At 34.8% G+C, this 17495-nt stretch carries 18 protein-coding genes and 1 tRNA gene; 10 read left to right on the plus strand and 9 right to left on the minus strand.

Features of this window, described 5'->3' with window-relative positions; all coding sequences use genetic code 11:
• Positions 1-840: 840 nt before the first annotated feature.
• The 6 genes from HNS40_RS16550 to HNS40_RS16575 all read left to right on the plus strand — a co-directional run bounded on the left by HNS40_RS16550 (position 841) and on the right by HNS40_RS16575 (position 5426).
• Complete coding sequence (locus HNS40_RS16550; RefSeq protein WP_172282890.1) at positions 841-1221, plus strand: thioesterase family protein; 381 nt, start codon at positions 841-843, stop codon at positions 1219-1221.
• 143 nt (positions 1222-1364) lie between these two features.
• A complete protein-coding gene (locus HNS40_RS16555) occupies positions 1365-2612 on the plus strand; it encodes a pitrilysin family protein (RefSeq protein ID WP_172282892.1) in 1248 nt (415 codons plus the stop codon).
• A complete protein-coding gene (locus HNS40_RS16560; RefSeq protein WP_172282894.1) occupies positions 2609-3898 on the plus strand; it encodes a pitrilysin family protein in 1290 nt (429 codons plus the stop codon). Before HNS40_RS16555 ends, HNS40_RS16560 begins: the two co-directional genes overlap by 4 nt.
• Before the next feature lie 72 nt (positions 3899-3970).
• Positions 3971-4549, plus strand: coding sequence for a glutaredoxin domain-containing protein (locus HNS40_RS22985; RefSeq protein ID WP_216663678.1), 579 nt, complete (start codon positions 3971-3973; stop codon positions 4547-4549).
• A 20-nt stretch (positions 4550-4569) separates the two neighbouring features.
• Positions 4570-4857 carry a co-chaperone GroES gene (locus HNS40_RS16570; protein WP_172282895.1) on the plus strand — a complete coding sequence of 96 codons (288 nt, stop codon included), beginning with the start codon at positions 4570-4572 and terminating at the stop codon, positions 4855-4857.
• 188 nt (positions 4858-5045) lie between these two features.
• Entirely contained in the window at positions 5046-5426 is a 381-nt protein-coding gene (locus HNS40_RS16575; RefSeq protein ID WP_172282896.1) for a hypothetical protein, read from the plus strand.
• 100 nt (positions 5427-5526) lie between these two features.
• On the opposite strand, the gene dusB is transcribed toward HNS40_RS16575, so the two are convergent.
• A complete protein-coding gene (gene dusB, locus HNS40_RS16580; protein WP_216663677.1) occupies positions 5527-6516 on the minus strand; it encodes a tRNA dihydrouridine synthase DusB in 990 nt (329 codons plus the stop codon).
• Positions 6517-6565: 49 nt separating this feature from the next.
• Here dusB and HNS40_RS23755 point away from each other — a divergent pair, with 49 nt between their 5' ends.
• Together HNS40_RS23755 and HNS40_RS16590 are read left to right on the plus strand one after the other, a co-directional pair.
• Positions 6566-7492: a CPBP family intramembrane glutamic endopeptidase gene (locus HNS40_RS23755; protein ID WP_172282897.1), complete on the plus strand. Its 927-nt coding sequence runs from the start codon at positions 6566-6568 to the stop codon at positions 7490-7492.
• A gap of 314 nt (positions 7493-7806) precedes the next feature.
• On the plus strand, positions 7807-8145 hold the full coding sequence (locus HNS40_RS16590; RefSeq protein ID WP_172282898.1) for a hypothetical protein: 339 nt from the start codon (positions 7807-7809) through the stop codon (positions 8143-8145).
• Positions 8146-8442: 297 nt separating this feature from the next.
• On the opposite strand, the gene HNS40_RS16595 is transcribed toward HNS40_RS16590, so the two are convergent.
• The 5 genes from HNS40_RS16595 to HNS40_RS16615 all read right to left on the minus strand — a co-directional run bounded on the left by HNS40_RS16595 (position 8443) and on the right by HNS40_RS16615 (position 10909).
• Entirely contained in the window at positions 8443-8904 is a 462-nt protein-coding gene (locus HNS40_RS16595; protein ID WP_172282899.1) for a biopolymer transporter ExbD, read from the minus strand.
• Between the two features lie 14 nt (positions 8905-8918).
• Positions 8919-9491 carry a biopolymer transporter ExbD gene (locus HNS40_RS16600; protein ID WP_172282900.1) on the minus strand — a complete coding sequence of 191 codons (573 nt, stop codon included), beginning with the start codon at positions 9489-9491 and terminating at the stop codon, positions 8919-8921.
• A 14-nt stretch (positions 9492-9505) separates the two neighbouring features.
• Complete coding sequence (locus HNS40_RS16605) at positions 9506-9940, minus strand: hypothetical protein (protein ID WP_172282901.1); 435 nt, start codon at positions 9938-9940, stop codon at positions 9506-9508.
• 9 nt (positions 9941-9949) lie between these two features.
• Positions 9950-10759: a MotA/TolQ/ExbB proton channel family protein gene (locus HNS40_RS16610; protein ID WP_172282902.1), complete on the minus strand. Its 810-nt coding sequence runs from the start codon at positions 10757-10759 to the stop codon at positions 9950-9952.
• Between the two features lie 62 nt (positions 10760-10821).
• A tRNA-Ser gene (locus HNS40_RS16615) sits at positions 10822-10909 on the minus strand.
• Between the two features lie 362 nt (positions 10910-11271).
• Between HNS40_RS16615 and HNS40_RS16620 the strand changes: the two genes are divergently transcribed.
• Positions 11272-12192 carry an NAD-dependent epimerase/dehydratase family protein gene (locus HNS40_RS16620; protein WP_172282903.1) on the plus strand — a complete coding sequence of 307 codons (921 nt, stop codon included), beginning with the start codon at positions 11272-11274 and terminating at the stop codon, positions 12190-12192.
• Positions 12193-12393: 201 nt separating this feature from the next.
• Complete coding sequence (locus tag HNS40_RS16625) at positions 12394-15411, plus strand: PAS domain S-box protein (RefSeq protein WP_172282905.1); 3018 nt, start codon at positions 12394-12396, stop codon at positions 15409-15411.
• Here HNS40_RS16625 and nadD read toward each other — a convergent pair.
• Genes nadD through HNS40_RS16640 form a run of 3 tightly spaced genes read right to left on the minus strand, consistent with a single transcriptional unit; the run spans position 15408 to position 17450 of the window.
• A complete protein-coding gene (nadD, locus tag HNS40_RS16630) occupies positions 15408-16001 on the minus strand; it encodes a nicotinate (nicotinamide) nucleotide adenylyltransferase (RefSeq protein WP_172282907.1) in 594 nt (197 codons plus the stop codon). The two genes, HNS40_RS16625 and nadD, sit on opposite strands and share 4 nt — an antisense overlap.
• Positions 15994-16575, minus strand: coding sequence for a guanylate kinase (gmk, locus tag HNS40_RS16635; protein WP_172282909.1), 582 nt, complete (start codon positions 16573-16575; stop codon positions 15994-15996). Before gmk ends, nadD begins: the two co-directional genes overlap by 8 nt.
• Positions 16575-17450, minus strand: a complete 876-nt coding sequence (locus tag HNS40_RS16640; RefSeq protein ID WP_172282911.1) for a YicC/YloC family endoribonuclease — start codon at positions 17448-17450, stop codon at positions 16575-16577. The genes gmk and HNS40_RS16640 overlap by 1 nt, the downstream gene beginning before the upstream one ends.
• Positions 17451-17495 lie beyond the last annotated feature (45 nt).

Below are 17495 nucleotides of genomic sequence, written 5' to 3' on the forward strand. Positions count from 1 at the left end.
TTTATTGTTAATTGTTTGATTATCAGTCACAAAGATAATAAATACTCATGAAATCTCCTAATTTTATGGTCAAAAATATCACCATTAACAACTGAATTTCAGATAGTTAAAAACCGAACTCAGGTTATAAAGAACATTTAGAAACAATTACGCGATACAATAGTAAGGGTTATATCAAAATTCAAAAAAAGAAAACAAATAAGTTAGATGTCACCATTAATTGTTATTCATTTACTTTTAATGATATTATTGAACAAGGTGTATCTGTTGAGATAAGAGGAAAAGTTTATCATGATGTTTATATTTTTAGTGAAAAACTCTGGTTATTGTATTATTCTAAAGAGTTTGGTTATCTGAAATTTGAAGAAAATAGAGAAGGGGATGTTCTGTTTGAAATTTTAGAATAGCCTTTTAAGCGCTTAGAGCGAAATTGTTAACGAGCTAAAGCGCATTTGTAATCCAGCCTTCATTATTGATAGTTTTAATATCGGATTACAAATCTGATGGAGTTTCTCATATTAGGCAATCCGACTTCAATTTGAGAGATTGAGTTGCTTCTGTGATTATTAAATACTAGAAGTACAAATCAACGAAGCTACAATCATAGAGCCTTCGTAGCAAAAAAAAACCAGCTAGAACGGATTTGCAATCCGGTCGTCATTATTGAGTATACCATCGGATTACAAACCGGATAGAGCAGGATAACAAAATACAATAAGTAACAATCTTAGAGCCATAGTGCCTTCGTGGCAACAAAAAAACTCTTCAATTATATTAAAGCTTTATTATGAAAAGAATCTCCCACCAAAACCCTATTTTTGCAAAAAAATATAAACCGATATGAACTTAGAAATAGGAATAGAACACGATGTTGAAATTATAGTAACCCCAAATGATACTGCTAAAGCTTATGGCTCTGGTTTGGTAGAAGTTTTTGCCACTCCAGCCATGGTCGCTTTGATGGAAAAATCAGCACTTCAATTGGTTGGTCCATTTTTAGAGGAGGGTAAAAATACAGTGGGAACAGAAATTAGTGTAAAGCATGTAAAAGCCACTGGCCTTGGTAAAAGAGTCCAAGCTACTGCCAAATTAATTGCCGCTGATGGTCCAAAACTCACTTTCGAAGTGGAAGCTTATGATGAAGATGGCCTAATAGGAAAAGGAACACACAAAAGATATGTGATAGATGAAGAAGCTTTCATGAAAAGCCTCGAAGCTTAGAATTTAGAAAGTATACATTGGTTTTTCTGTTTGCTCCTCTCCCTAAATGGAGCAAAAAACCAAACTTATGAAACTTCGTGCTTCGTGATTCAAACTTCGTGATTCAAACTTCGTGCTTCACACTTCAAACTTCTAACAAAACAATGATAAAATTCGAAAGATTTCAATTAGACAATGGCCTAAGAGTCATCGTTCATCAAGACCTGAGTACACCTTTGGTGGCCATGAATATATTATATCAGGTAGGAGCTCGTGATGAGGAGCCCTCCAGAACTGGATTTGCCCATTTATTTGAGCATTTGATGTTTGGTGGCTCTGCCAATATTCCATCCTACGATACTCCTTTGGAGACCGCTGGTGGTGAAAATAATGCTTTCACCAATAGTGATATCACCAATTATTACCTCACCATCCCCAAAGAAAACTTAGAAACTGCTTTTTGGTTGGAGTCTGATAGAATGCTAAACTTGGCTTTTACCGATAAGAGTTTAGAGGTGCAACGCCAGGTCGTCATTGAGGAGTTTAAACAGTCTTATCTGAATCAGCCTTATGGAGATGTTTGGATGTTATTGAAACCATTAGCTTATAAAACGCATCCTTATCAATGGAATACCATTGGTAAAGATATTTCTCATATTGAGGATGCCAGTATGGAGGAAGTTAAAGATTTCTATCGCCGCTTCTATAATCCCAATAATGCCATTATGGTCTTGGCCGGAAATATAAATGTAGAGGAGGCTAGAGAATATTGCGAGAAGTGGTTTGCTAATATTCCTGCTGGGGAGAAAGTGCAGAGAAATCTACCTAAAGAAAAAGTACAAACAGAAGCACGAGTATTAAAAGTAGAACGAGAGGTGCCTAACGATGCACTTTACATCGCTTTCCACATGTGCAATAGATTAGATAAGGCTTATCAAATCACCGATTTGTTGAGTGATATTTTGTCTAATGGGCCTTCTTCTCGCTTATTTCGTAAACTAGTAAAAGAACGTGCCTTATTTGCAGAGCTTGATGCTTATATCACAGGAGATATCGATGCCGGGCTTTTTATTTTTAGTGGTAAGCCAGCGGAAGGCATTTCTCTGGAACAAGCAGAGCAAGCCATCTGGGAAGAAATAGAAAAAGTGAAAGAAGAATTAGTAAGTGAAGAAGAGTTAGAGAAAGTCAAGAATAAAATGGAATCTTCCATGATATTTGGCGAAATCAGCTTTTTAAATAAAGCCATGAGCTTGGCTTATTATGAAACCATCACCTGTGCCGAAGATATTAATGAAGAAGTGAAAAAGTATAGAAAAATATCTGCTTTGCAATTACAAGAAATGGCCAAAAGCATATTCACTAAAGAAAACAGCAGTACTTTGTTTTACCAAGCCAAAAAGGAGCAATCATGATATTAGACAGAAAAACACAACCCGCCCTAAATACCGTTGGTGATATTTATATTCCTCCAATTCAACATGCAAGGCTGGATAACGGATTGCCTATTTCCTATATTAATATTGGAAGTCAAGAGTTGGTGAAGTTTCAGGTGGCCATTCCAGCCGGAATTGTATACCAGAATCAATCACTAACCGCATTTTTTACCAATAAAATGCTAAAAGAAGGAAGTCAAAACTATTCTGCTGCTGTAATTGCTCAGAAGATGGATTATTATGGTGCCTTTTTCGAAACCCGAATTACTCGTGATTTTGCTTATTTCAATCTCTTTTGTTTGAATAAATATCTTGCTCAGGTATTGCCTTTAGTAGCTGATATGCTGATCGCACCTCTTTTTTCAGATTCAGAGTATTCTGTATTGAGAGAACAGGAGAAACAAAATTTCCAACTTCGTATGCAGAAAGGTAAGAACAAAGCTTTAAAAGCATTCAATACAGCTTTATTTGGTGCTGATCATCCTTATGGTTCCGCTGCTACTATAGAGTCTTATGATGCGCTTCAGGTTCTGGATTTGAAATCTTTCCACCAAAAATATTATTCTGCTACTTCTTGGAGAATCTATTTATCTGGCAAAGTTTCTGAAGATATTTTAGCGATAATTAATCAATTTTTTGGTGCTTTAGAAATGGTAGGAGAATCCACTCAGAAACCTATTATTGAACTTCATGAACCTCTGAGTATGGAGCGAATGTGGGTGGAGCAAAAAGGAGCCATGCAGACCGCCATAAAAATGGGTTGTTTAACTTTGGATAAGAAACATGAGGACTATGCCGCACTTTCATTGGCACAAACTATATTTGGTGGTTTCTTTGGATCTAGATTGATGCAAAACATTAGAGAAGACAAAGGCTATACTTATGGTATTCATTCTGGAATTCAGCATTTGCATCAAGCCAGCATTTTCAATATTAGCAGTGAAGTTGGTAAAGATGTGGCTTCAAAAGCTCATGCCGAAATACTCATAGAACTCAAACGGCTAAGAACAGAACTAGTTGGCGAAGAAGAAATTAGTTTGGTGAAGAATTATATGACTGGAGGCCTCCTTCGTTCTTTAAACGGTCCTTTTGCTTTAGGAGAAATGATGCGTAATTTGGAGGAGTTTGAACTTCCAGAAAACTATTATTCACAATTAACCAAGCAAGTTCAACAGGTAAGTGCTGATGAGATACTTCATGTGGCAGAGAAATATCTGCATGAAGATAAAATGCTCACGGTGATGTCAGGAAGTGAACTGGTATAGATCGTTTCTGACATTTTTTCAGCAAAACATCATTGGCATAAAGATTGAGTAAAAGGGACTAAAACCTAGAAAATGAAACTAATCAATATTGCTTCTTTTGGAGAATTGCAGGTGCAGTTGAAAGAAACACCAACAGCTTATCTTTTGCTCTATAAATCGGGCTCCGATGCTAGTGATTGTGCATTGGCTAATGCTTCTAGAACCATAAATGAGGATGTTGTTTTTTTGGTGGCTGATGTAAATGAAGTTAGAGATATTCATGGTGAGTTTGGCGTAAAATCGGCTCCCATACTATTAAGTTTCAAAAATGGGGAAATGAGTAATTCCTATAAAGGCTGTAATGATGTCAGCTTTTATGATAAGATATTTGCTCAGGACTTTTTTGTGGCACAAGCAGAAGGAGAAGAACGAGTAGCGAAAAGAGTTACGGTATATTCTACACCTAGTTGTAGCTGGTGTGGGACTTTAAAAAAGCACCTCGATGTACATGGGATTCGTTATCAAGAAATCAATATTGCCAGCAATCATGATGCGGCGGAGGAAATGGTAAAGAAAAGTGGTAAGCAAGGTGTTCCACAAACCGATATCAATGGACAAATGGTGGTAGGTTTTGATAAAGTGAAACTTAATAGCCTTCTTGGAATTAAATGAAAATAAATAAAACTATACATATGAGAGAGTTACAACCCTTAAATGACAATGTGCTTTTAGACCTCAATGAGGACAAGAAAGAGCAAAAAACAGCAAGTGGAATCATTATTCCTGATACAGCAAAAGAAAAACCACAGTATGCTAAAGTTATAGCTGTTGGTAATGTGGAGAACCCTGGAATCAAAGCCGGTGATGTAGTTTTCTACAAGAGGTTTGCAGGCAATGAAGTGGAATTTGAAGGAAATAAATACCTTTTTATTCCTTATGCTGATATCTTAGCTAAAGTTGTTGAGACTGAGGAAATATAGTCCTCTAATTCATATAATCTAAAACCCATAGCACCTGTTATGGGTTTTTTTATTTCTCACTTTTTTATTTAATAAATACGAATAAGGATCCAACCAAAGCTAATAATGCTCCTAGGCTGTTTCTCTACTTATTATGTGTTAATTTTGGTATTATTGAAATTAACGCAAGATTAAAGAATATGAGGAATATGATAGTTTTCATATGTGTGCTTATCTTATCATTTAATGGGTTTGCACAAAATGAATTTTTAGAAGCATCAATCGATAATAGCTGTAATGTAAAGCCCGCTCAAATAAATATACCTAGTGGAAAAACGGCAAGTTCTTTCCAATTGATTTCTCTTATCGCAGGAAATAACTGTTACAGTGGAGCCAAATTTACAGAAAAAGGCTTTTTAATAAAAAATGCTTCAGGTTATATGATATATAGATATCAAATAAATGAAGAGGGCCAAATTTACGAGCCCAATGGAAGTTTAAAGGATTTTAAATTAAGTTCAGGAATCTATTATTTGTATGTAGATGGAGGAACGGGAGCTTATGTGAAACTTAAATTTCATACCATTTAAGTGAATGGGAGGGACCCCAAAAAGCCCTCCGAAGATGAGTATACATTGCGACAGAAACTCGGTTCGTCCTGAACCGAGTTTTATTTTTAATAGAATGTGATTATACTTCTCTATAGTTTTTGTAAAAAATTCTGAGTTCTTCCAAGGTGTCATATAGTGCTTGTGGCTCATGGCATGTCATCAGCTTCATCTTGAATTCTTTGAAATGTGGAAAGCCTCTAAAGTAATTACTATAGTGCTTACGCATTTCATTAAGTGCTCGGGTTTCTCCCTTCCATTCAACCGAACGTTCCACATGTTCTTTACAGATATCAACTCGTTCATCTATTCCAACGATTAAAGGTTCTGTATTCCCATTCATATACTCTTTAATTTCTTTAAATATCCAGGGATTTCCTATGCTGGCTCTTCCAATCATGATGCCATCTACTCCGTATTTGTTTCTGGCTTCTAAGGCTTTAGCGCCAGAACTTATATCACCATTTCCTATGATAGGAATGTGCATACGAGGGTTTTCCTTTATTTTACCTATCAAAGTCCAATCAGCAACACCTCTATAAAGCTGGGAGCGTGTTCTCCCATGTACCGTTAAAGCCTGAATACCTAGATCTTGCAATTGCTCAGCTAATTCTACAATGATTTTGTTATTCTCGTCCCAACCCAGTCTAGTTTTTACTGTAACAGGAAGGTGAGTGGATTTTACCACCGACTCAGTAATTCTCAATAATCTTGGAATATCTTGTAAAGCTCCTGCACCAGCACACTTGGTTACCACCTTTTTTACTGGACAGCCAAAGTTAATATCGATAATATCAGGCTTGGCTTGTGTGGCTATCTCCGCAGCTTGTACCATAGATTCCTCGCTATGACCAAATATTTGAATTCCTACTGGAGATTCTCCAGGATTCATATCTAGTTTCTCTATGCTCTTTTTAGCGTCTCTAATAAGCCCTTCCGATGAAATGAACTCAGTGTACATGATGTCAGCACCCAGTCGTTTACAAAGCGCTCTAAATGGGGGATCGGTAACGTCTTCCATTGGAGCTAATGCCAAGGGGAAGCCTTCGATTTCTATATTTCCTATTTTCAATGTTGTCGTTTTTTACAAAGCGCAAAATTATTACTTTTGCTGAAAAACTGTGGATATTCAATTGTTAAAGGATACAAAAGATGGCAAACGCTTGTTTGCACTTGTCTTACTGATATTTGGACTGGGTATATTTGTTAGTCTTTTCGGTATTTTATTAGGAGTTGGCTTTATCGAAGGGCCTATTTTTGAGCGTATTTCGTCAATGGGCAACCTAAACACCCCTTCTGATATAAGTTTGATGAAGTATTTCCAAATTGTTTCTCAGTTTGCTTTTTTTATCATTCCTGCCTTAATATTCGGATTTTTAATAGAGAAAAAAACTTGGGGATTCTTCAATCTGAACAGTTGGCCTTCTATTATTATGCTAGGCCTTGGGATATTAACCCTGTTGATGTCGAATCCTCTAAGTGAATGGCTTATCTATCAGAACGGAAAAATGTCTTTGCCTTCGAGCATGGCTGCTATTGAACAATGGATGAGAGAGGCGGAGGAACGAGCCGCCTTTGCTACCAATGTATTTCTAGATATGAAAGATTGGAAAGATTATGCGCTTAATATTCTGATGATTGGAGTGTTGGCCGCTGTTGGTGAAGAATTGTTATTAAGAGGGGCTTTCCAACCATTATTTATCAGACTATTCAAAAATGAACATATTGGAATTTGGATTACTGCTTTGGTGTTTAGTTTTATTCATTTCCAGTTTTATGGTTTTTTTGCTCGTTTATTTTTAGGTGCTTTATTAGGCTATTTCTATTACTACTCTAAGAATTTATGGGTGCCCATTATCGCTCACTTCTTTAATAACTCCATGGCAGTCACCTATGTATACATCACTAAGGAGCCTTTGTTTAGTACTAAACCCGAGTTAATTGAGCAAAAAGAGCCACAAACGCTATTGGCACTTTTAAGTTTGTCTTTAGTTGTTCTTGGAGTTTTCTTGATGAGGTATTATAAAAACAAGCAAGCTGAAGAATAGAAAAGGTTTCGTATTAATCTCAATTTTGTTTAGAAAAGAAACCACTCATCTATAAAGGACGCTGTGCATTCATAAATGTTACACTTTTTAATGCAATTTTAACTTTCTTAAACATTTGATACTGAATATCATAATGGCTTGTTAATTAATTTGGGGCTGTTCATTTACGTGCATGAATATGTATCATAGTATCACAATCACTTCATTAGGTTTATTGGATGAAATATCGTAAAATGCATAATATTAGGTATATATGAACTTTGGCATGGTTGTTAATTATAGGGTAAGCACAAGACATAACAAAAACAATCACCATGAAAACAAAAACAATAATTATCATCGCTTTATTCCTTGTAGGATTTTTATTTCAACCCGTATTGGCCGAAGCTGAAACCATAGATTTTAAAAAGGCTTTAAGTAAAACTGTTAAATATCCAGCTAAAGCCAGCGAGAACGGAATGGAAGGAACCATTTGGGTAAGTTTAGATGTTGATGCCAATGGCATTATGAGTGTTAATGAAAGTAACCATAACTGTTGCGATAAACTGCATGAAAATGTAGTAGAGCAATTAGATGGAAAAAAGATTAAGAAATTCGACGAGAGTATGGTCGGTAGGCATAATATCAAACTTGTGTTTGATATACAGGAATAGCAATATCATAATTGAATAGGTAAATATTGATTTAAATTCGTTTATTGTAAAGTTCGATTCATTGTCCCCTGCGATGAATCGGCTTTTTTTTGGATCATATTATTTGATAAGTAAACATAGTTAATCGTATTAAAATGGGAGAACCATATGACTCATAAGGGCTGTTGTAGTATATTAATTTGAAGCCTGCTGCTCGAGGAATCAACATCGGTTTAATATTGGATAGCATGGGATGAGACAAAAAAAACCGCCTTTCTTTGAAAGGCGGTTTTTATTATTAAAATATATACTTGCGTATTAATCTTCTCTTTGTTCAGTTACAGAGTAGTTAATTTTAAAAGCTCCTACTTTTCTTAACTCTTGTTTCACATCGGTAACAATTCCCATTTTGGTGTCTTTGTCAACCTTTAGTGAAGTGGTTAAGAATTTTCTATCAGCTTCGTCTCTCGCTTCTTTTTCAACAGCAATAAAATCTGAGATATCATCAACAGTTCCAAAAGTATCGTTTAATTGAATACGAGTATTGGTTCCTAATTTACCTTGAACAGGCTCACCAATATATATAAAACTTACTAAACTTTTCTTTTCAAGTTTTGAAACTTCTTTAGCCGAAGTAGGATTAACCTTAACTAGTAATTCGGTTTCACGCATTACAGTAGTTACCATAAAGAAGAACAAAAGCATAAAGATAATATCGGGCAATGAAGCCGTAGATACTGCTGGGGTTTCTTTGTCCCCTTGTTTCTTAAATCTAGACATAATATTCTCCTTTATTATTTAGTTCCCACATCTTCTGGTTCAGCTTCTGACACTGGAACCGGAACGGCTTCGTTAATAGCTTTAGCTTCATCCTCATTTAAATCTGCATATTTTCTGCCAAATTTCTTGTCGGATAATTCATCTTTAAGTTGGGTAAAAGCTTGAGCAATTTTATCTTGAACTTGAATGTACATATCGTATGAAGTACCACGGTCATTTTTCAATGAAATAATACCTCTACTTTTATAAACAGTACCAATTAGATCTATAGTTTCCTCTTTAACCTCAGGAAAAGCTACATCATCTGGATAGTGAGGGGTCATAAATTTTATAACATCCTCTTTTAAATCTTCCAGCTGACCAGGTTTTCCATTTACCAAAAGTCTATCTGATTTACTCACTAAGATATTCATGATATTTCTATCTTTAATATCCGGTGGTTTGACAGTAGGATCTGGTGGTGGAGGTAACTTTCTATTGATACCAGTTGTAACATCCATAGTAGTTGTTACCAAAAAGAAGATCAAGAGCAAGAAAGCAATATCTGCCATTGAGCTTGCATTAAATTCGGGTGTTTTTCTTGCCATGATTCTATTTTTTATTATTTAAACATGTTTGAGATACTGGCATATAGAATAGACAATATGGCCAATCCAAAAACTACATATGTATAAATTAGACCTGCTCCAACCATTACAGAAGTTTCAGCTGTAATTTTTTTCGCTTCTAATTCATCAGGAGTGAAAGTGTTGGTTGCTAAGCTTTTAGCTACAAACCAAAGGGCTACAGCAGCAACAATGATGATTAGAGTTCTAATCGCTCCTTTTGGATTAGAAATGATTTGAAGGACAGGGAAGAGTAAAGCAATGACTACTGATAAGCTAAACGCAATGTAAGCTGTTAAGAAGTAACCATTAAGAACGCTTTCTGTTACTGAATCGTCTCCCTGATATAAAACCGCAATTTGATAGGCTGTTGCAATTAAAATCAGGATAATAGCGATTCCAAAAAATGCTTTTTTTAGTATATTATCCATGTTTAATTATTATTTACCTGATTTAAATTTGGTTAAGATATCAACGAAATCAATAGTGCTATCTTCCATATCGTTAACAATAGCATCAATTTTAGCTACACAGTAATTGTAAAAGATTTGAAGAATAATCGCAACGATCAAACCAAATACAGTTGTTAAAAGAGCTACTTGAATACCAGAAGCAACAACAGTAGCAGAAATGTTACCAGCAGCAGCGATATCGGCAAAAGCACCAATCATACCAATTACAGTACCCATGAAACCAAGCATAGGAGCTAGAGCGATAAATAATGCAATCCAGCTTAAGTTTTTCTCTAAGCGTCCCATTAAAACACCACCAAGAGCAACGATTGATTTTTCAACCATGTCGATTCCTTCGTCATATTTATTAAGACCTTCCCAGAAGATAGAAGCTACTGGTCCACGAGTGTTTTTGCAAACTTCTTGAGAAGCTTCAATTCCACCATTGTGAAGCGCGTTTTCAACTTTGTTTAATAATTTCTTAGTGTTAGTAGTTGAAAGATTTAAATAGATAATTCTTTCAATAGAAATAGCCAAACCAAAGATTAAGGCTAATAAAACGATACCCATAAATCCGGCACCTCCTTGAATGAATTGCTCTTTCAATACTTCATGGTATCCTGCTTCTTCTTTTACAGGTTCTTCTAAAGTAGCTGGTACTTCAGGAACAGTTTCTTCAACTACTTGTTCAGTAGCTGTTGTGTCAATAGCGGCTCCTTCTTCTTGAGCATAAGCTACATTGAACAAACCGAAGCTAAGCATTCCGGCTACAGTTAATAGTGCAATTAGTTTTTTCATAATTTACAAAAATTTATTTACAGAACTTCAATATTTATTTTTACTTCATTTATTTCACTAAGCGGAGAAAGAGGGATTCGAACCCTCGGTACACTTTTGGCGTACACACGCTTTCCAAGCGTGCACCTTAAGCCACTCGGTCATCTCTCCGTTGGCACAAATAATTATATTATTTGTCGCGGCGGCTAAATTACAAAAATTTATTTCTAAAATAAAAAATGCCTTTATTTTTATCTGGTCAATATTAGTGAGAGAATGTATTTGTAAAACCCTCTATATGGCTGATATTTAACAAGAAAAAACCGTGCCGAAAATCCTGGTTTTTAGTTTATCCAAAAGTGGCTCGAAAGTTTTTTGTTAAATTTTGGTGGATTTTCAATTTTAGATGACTTTATTTGAAGGATAATTGACTTTGTTTTTAAGAGGTTTTTAGCATATTTCTGGGAATTAATTAACATTAAAACTTTTGGGTTTGAGTATATTTGTTGCTCTTAAATAGCAAATATAATTTTATGCAAACAATTTTAGGTTCAGGTGGCATTATAGGTCAAGAAGCTTCCTATTGTTTATCAGAATTTTCTGATCAAATAAGGCAGGTAAGCAGAAAACCAAGGCAAATAAATGCCACAGATCAAATTTTTCCTGCTGATTTAAGAAACGAATCTGAAGTTAGAACTGCTGTTAAAGGTTCGGAAATAGTTTATCTTACAGCAGGTCTTCCCTATAATACCAAAATTTGGGCCGAATCATGGCCGAAAATCATGTCAAATACCATAAAGGCATGTCAAGAACATCATTCTAAATTGGTGTTTTTTGATAATGTGTATATGTATGGAAAAGTTGATGGCTTCATGACTGAAGATACTCCTTTTAACCCTTGCAGTACAAAAGGGGAAATACGAGCAATAATTGCCAGACAGTTAATGGAGGAGATGGAGAAGGGTAATATTCAAGCACTAATTGCTCGTTCTGCCGATTTTTATGGTCCAAAAGCCTCCAATACCTATATTACTCCCATGTTATTCGAGAAATTGAAAACAGGAAGTAAACCACAGTTTATGTTAACGGCGAATAAAAAACATTCCTTTACTTATACTCCAGATGCTGCAAAGGCTATGGCTTTTTTAGGAAATAAAGAGGAGGCTTATGGACAAGTTTGGCACCTGCCAACAGACCAGAATGCCCTCAGCATGAAAGAATGGTCGGATTTAACATCAAAATACTTCGGAAGTAGACCTGACTATTCTATTTTAAGTCCATGGATGATTAAAATGGCTTCTTTGTTTAGTCCTGTAGTAAGAGAATCCCAAGAAATGCTTTATCAGTTTAAGTATGATTATTTATTTGATAGTTCGAAATTTACAAATAAATACTTTGGTGCGACATCCTATGCCGAAGGAATAAAGACTATTTATAATATGCAATATAAATAGATTGGTATTTGTTTTGTTGCTTTTTAGTTTTGATTTTAATAAAGACGATCTCTGGTAGATGAATTCTCCAATTATAAGGTAATTAGCTTATTTATTTCTGCTTTATATGCTCATTTATATAGTTTTATTTAGGAAATTACTTATACACTATATTGTGTTTTTTACTATCTTTGATGAACGCTAGTTCCCAATGTCACTTTTATGAAAGAAAATAATAAATCTTCTAGGAATAAAGAAGAAACTACTCTTGACCTTATTGCCCAAAATATTGACGATATTATTTGGAAGTTGGATATCCAAACCATGAAACTTACTTATATAAGTCCTTCGGTTTACAGTATCCGTGGATTCACGCCTAAAGAGGTCATGGATGGAAGTGTAGAGGATAGTTGCCATCCCGAAGATTTGAAATTAGCTTTAGAAAAGGTTAATAGGCTGTTTTATAGTTCTAAGAATAATAGGTTTTCGCCAAATTATAAATTAGAGATGCGGCAAACCAAAAAAGACGGAACTTATGTTTGGTTAGAGGTTAAAATTTCATTGATTCTGAATAAAGATGGGAAGCCTGTTAAAGCAATTGGAGTGTCACGAGATATTTCTGATTCAAAAAATGAGACAAAAGAATTAAAGAAGAGCTTAGAAAGAGAGAAGTTTTTTGCTGATATCATCAGGCATTCTTCGCAACCCATTGGAATTGGATACCTTGATGGTAGAGGAGCATTATTAAATCAAGCTGCTTACGATTTACTCGGTTATTCTGAAGAGGAAATGACAAAGATAAATTGGAGGGATGATCTTACTCCAGCAAAATGGTATGCTGAAGAAGACGAGGTTTTAAAAGAAAGTATTCTTGAAAAGAAGGCAAAAACCTATAAGAAGGAATATATTCATAAATCAGGAAGAATAATTCCAATTGAAATTAGAGTTCATCCAAAATTTGATGATCATGGTGAATTGTCTTATTTTTTGGCCTTTATTACTGATATCACTGAAATAGAAAAAACTAGAATTAAACTGGATCAAACCAATGAACGATTCAATTTAGCCCTTAAAGGAACTAATGATGGTTTATGGGATTGGAAAGTTGGATCAAAGACTGTTTATTTGAGTCCGCGTTATTTGGAGATGATAGGGTATCACCCAGGGGAATTAGAATTCAGCCTTGATTCACTTCTTGATTTAATTCACCCAAACGATATTGACACTGTGAAATATAATCAAGAGCATTTTGCCATTTCTCAGAATATTAGGCTGGAACAGCAGTTTCGGCTCAAACATAAAAAAGGATATTATGTTCCTGTTTTATCTAGGGTTTTCAAAGTTGTTAATGAAAAAGGGCATGCCATTAGAATGATTGGTACTCATATTGATTTAACTGAAGCCCATTTGATGCAGCAAAAAATTGATGAAGGTGAGCTTCGTTACAAAACATTATTCGAGAACTCCAACATTGGAATCGCTATATCAAATGAACAAGGTGAGGTATTTGAATCTAATGCCACATTAAAAGAAACTCTTGGAATTCCTTATGATTCTGAAACTCGGTATAGTGCTGAGCAGTTTTATTATTATTCAAAGGATAGGAAATATTTCATTGAACTTTTAAATAAGGATGGAGAGGTTAAGAATTTCCATTTTAAAGGAGTTGGGTTAGATGGAGAAATTCTTTGGTTGAGCATGTCGAGTAGAAAGTTGAGAATTGATGGTGAGATTAGAATATTAAACGCTTTAACAGATATTACTCAACAGGTGATAGCTGAACAAAAACTCAAAGAAAGTGAAGAGAGATTCAAGCATCTGTCTAAGTTGACATTAGAAGGGATATTAATACATGATAATGGGCTTATATTAGATGTGAATGAATCTTTTGTTAAGATGTGTGGATATGGAAAAAAGGAGTTGCTCCATCAAGATTTTTTCCAAATATGTATGGAAAATGATGATTCTAGAAAGGAATATTTTAAAGAACTGGAATCCTCTAAGCAATCTAAAGAAATGGCTATTTTTACAAAAAGGGGCATTAGAACACCTGTATTAGTGAGTAGCCGAATTACAAGTTTTAGAGGTCAGAGCGTTCAGGTGAGCTCCTTTCATAATATTACGAATAGAATAGAAGCCGAGCAAAATATACGAAAATTGTCAGCAGCTGTAGAACAGAGTGGGCATTCCATAGTGATTACCAATACAAAGGGAATCATAGAATATTTGAATCCTCAGTTTGTGAAAATGTTTGAGTTTAGTTTATTAGAAGCCTTAGGAAAGCCTATTTCTATTATAGAATCGGGATACCATTCCGCAGAATTTCAGAAGGAGCTTTGGTGTCAAATTGAAGATGGTCAAGTTTGGAAGGGCGAATTTTTAAATAAGAGTAAAAATGATAAGCTGTATTGGGTAAGTGCCTCCATTAGCCCCATTAAAGATAGAGATGGACAAGTGACTCACTATTTGAGTATCATGGATGATATTACTCAAAAAAAGAAGTTTGAAAAGGAACTCATTGAAGCCAAAAAAAATGCAGAAAAGAGTGATCAATTAAAATCTGCATTTTTAGCAAATATGAGTCATGAAATTAGAACTCCATTAAATGGAATAATAGGTTTTACGGATTTATTAAATGACCCTGAGGAAGTTTTTTCAGGTCATGAAATCACTAGATATCTAAATATCATTAGTAATAATGGTCAACTCCTATTACATCTGGTAAATGATATCATTGATATTTCAAAAATTGAATCAGGCCAAATGCATATATCTGTACAAGAGTTTTCTTTAAGCGAGGTTCTGCAAAAATTAGAAAATAGCTTCGAAAATTCAATGAAACCAAATGTGGAATTAAGGATTCAACATATTACTGAAGAAATTAATCTTCAAACTGATTTTACTAGAGTGTTTCAGGTGTTTAATAATTTGATTTCAAACGCATTAAAATTTACCGATCGGGGTTATGTTAGTATTGATTTTGAAGAAGAAACCGAACATTTAATGGTTTGTATAGAAGATACAGGTTGTGGTATTTCGGAGGAGGCCCAGAAAATCATATTCGATCGATTTGCACAAGGCCGTCCTATTAATGATCAGTTATTGGGAGGCACGGGTTTAGGCTTGTCTATCACAAAAGGTCTGGTGAAGTTATTGGGTGGTGAGATTTGGGTAGATTCTGTAGACGGAGAGGGATCTGTTTTTCGGTTTCGTATCTTAAAATCTATGAAAAAGAGCTAAGACTGTTTCTCATAGAAATGCATCTCTTTAATGTACTCCCAAACTTTCTTGGGTAAGAAATATCTTATATTTTTTCCATCTTTTATGGCATTTCTAATAAAGCTTGCCGAAATTTCCATTTGAGGTGCATGATAGATTTTTATATGCTCATGTTTGTGACTGTCATGTTTGGCACCTGGTCGAGCATAGACATATACCTTGTATTCTTCTAAAAGAGCTTCATAGTTTTTCCATTTATGAATACTTTCAATGCTATCACCACCCATAATTACTATAAACTCTTTGTCTGGGTATTTCTCGTCCAGCCAAGTTAAGGTATCTATAGTATAGCTGGGTTGAGGCATATTGAATTCAATATTGCTAGCTTTCATATTATATTCATCCTCTAAAGCTTGATGAACCATTTCTAATCTATGATAATCAGCCAATAAACTTTTTTTCTCCTTTAATGGATTATGTGGAGATATTACAAACCAAACTTTATTTAAATCCGTGAATTCCAACATGTAATTGGCGATGGCCATATGCCCGATATGGATGGGGTTAAAAGAACCAAAGTAAAGACCTATCTTTTGTTTTGGTTTATCCATTGATGAAATTTGTTAAGGTCTGAAATGTTTTTTCGCAAGCTTCTTCAAGATTATCATTAATAATAGTAAAATCAAATTGAGGAGCAAAACTCATTTCGTATTCAGCTTTGTCCAACCTTTTTTTTATACTCTCCTTGCTATCAGTAGCTCTATTGATTAATCGGTCTTTAAGAACATTAATATCAGATACCTGAATAAATATAGCAAGGGCTTCATTCCCAAGAAGCTTCTTTAGATTAATTCCTCCAACTACATCTAGATCGAAAATGGGGAGTTTGCCCTCAGAAAAGATCCGGTCTAACTCAGACTTTGGAGTACCATATTTTACGCCAGCATAAACTTCTTCCCACTCAATAAACTCATTATTCGTAACCTTCTTGTCGAACTCCGCTAAGCTAAGAAAATGATAATCAACTCCATCTTTTTCATCTCCCCTAGGAGTTCTACTAGTAGCTGATACTGAGAATTCTAGAGGGAATCCTCTTTTCATCATTTCTCGAACAATAGTGGTTTTTCCTGATCCTGAAGGGGCTGAAAATATAATATGTTTGCGCTGTGGAGCAGATATTCTCATTATAAAATATTAAGCAGTTGTTCTTTTATTTTTTCTAATTCATCCTTCATTCTTACAATTAAATGTTGGATTTGAGCTTGGTTGGCTTTACTTCCTAGGGTATTTAATTCTCTGCCTATTTCCTGACTGATGAAATTGAGTTTCTTACCCTGAGAAAGGTCTTCAGATAGCACTTCGTTAAAATAATCGAGATGTTGAGATAGTCTTACTTTTTCTTCGGTAATATCTAGCTTCTCCATATAATATATGAGTTCTTGCTCTAATCTATTCTCATCTATGTTACTTCGATCTATTAAATCACTTAAATCTTTCTCGAATTTTGCTCTTAGATGTGTTACTCTAGCTTCTTCCAAAGCTGGTATTTCATTCTGATATTGCCTGATGTTTTCAATGCGTTCAGAAAAATCTTTGTTTAAAGATAGTCCTTCTTGTTGGCGGAAATTATCTAGTGCCAAACAGGCTGTTTCCACACCCTGCATAATTGTATACCATTCTTTTTCATCTATATCCTCAACTTGAGGAACCAATACATCTGGAATTCGGAGGATGGCACTAAGCATATCTGCGTTAGGGGTAATTCCTAATTCCAATGCAGTTTCTTGCATGCTTTTGAAATGCATCTTCAATGCATTATTGTTGATTTGGACTGAGGAGTTAGATTCTCCACTTACTTCATTAATACTGAGTTCTATTTTCCCTCTCACTAAAATAGTTTGAACTAGTTTTCTAATTTGAGGTTCTTTTTCTCTATATTGAGAAGGAATTCGACTGATGAAGTCAAAGTTTTTACTATTTACAGAGCGAAATTCAATATTTATGGATTTGTTGGGCAAGCTCACCACATTTTTGCCAAAGCCAGTCATCGATTTTATCATGAACAAAATTTTGCACAAAGATAATCATATGGTCGATAATCCCTA

Origin of the sequence: Lentimicrobium sp. S6 (genome assembly GCF_013166635.1) — a bacterium.
In the GTDB taxonomy this organism is placed as follows: domain Bacteria; phylum Bacteroidota; class Bacteroidia; order Bacteroidales; family UBA12170; genus UBA12170.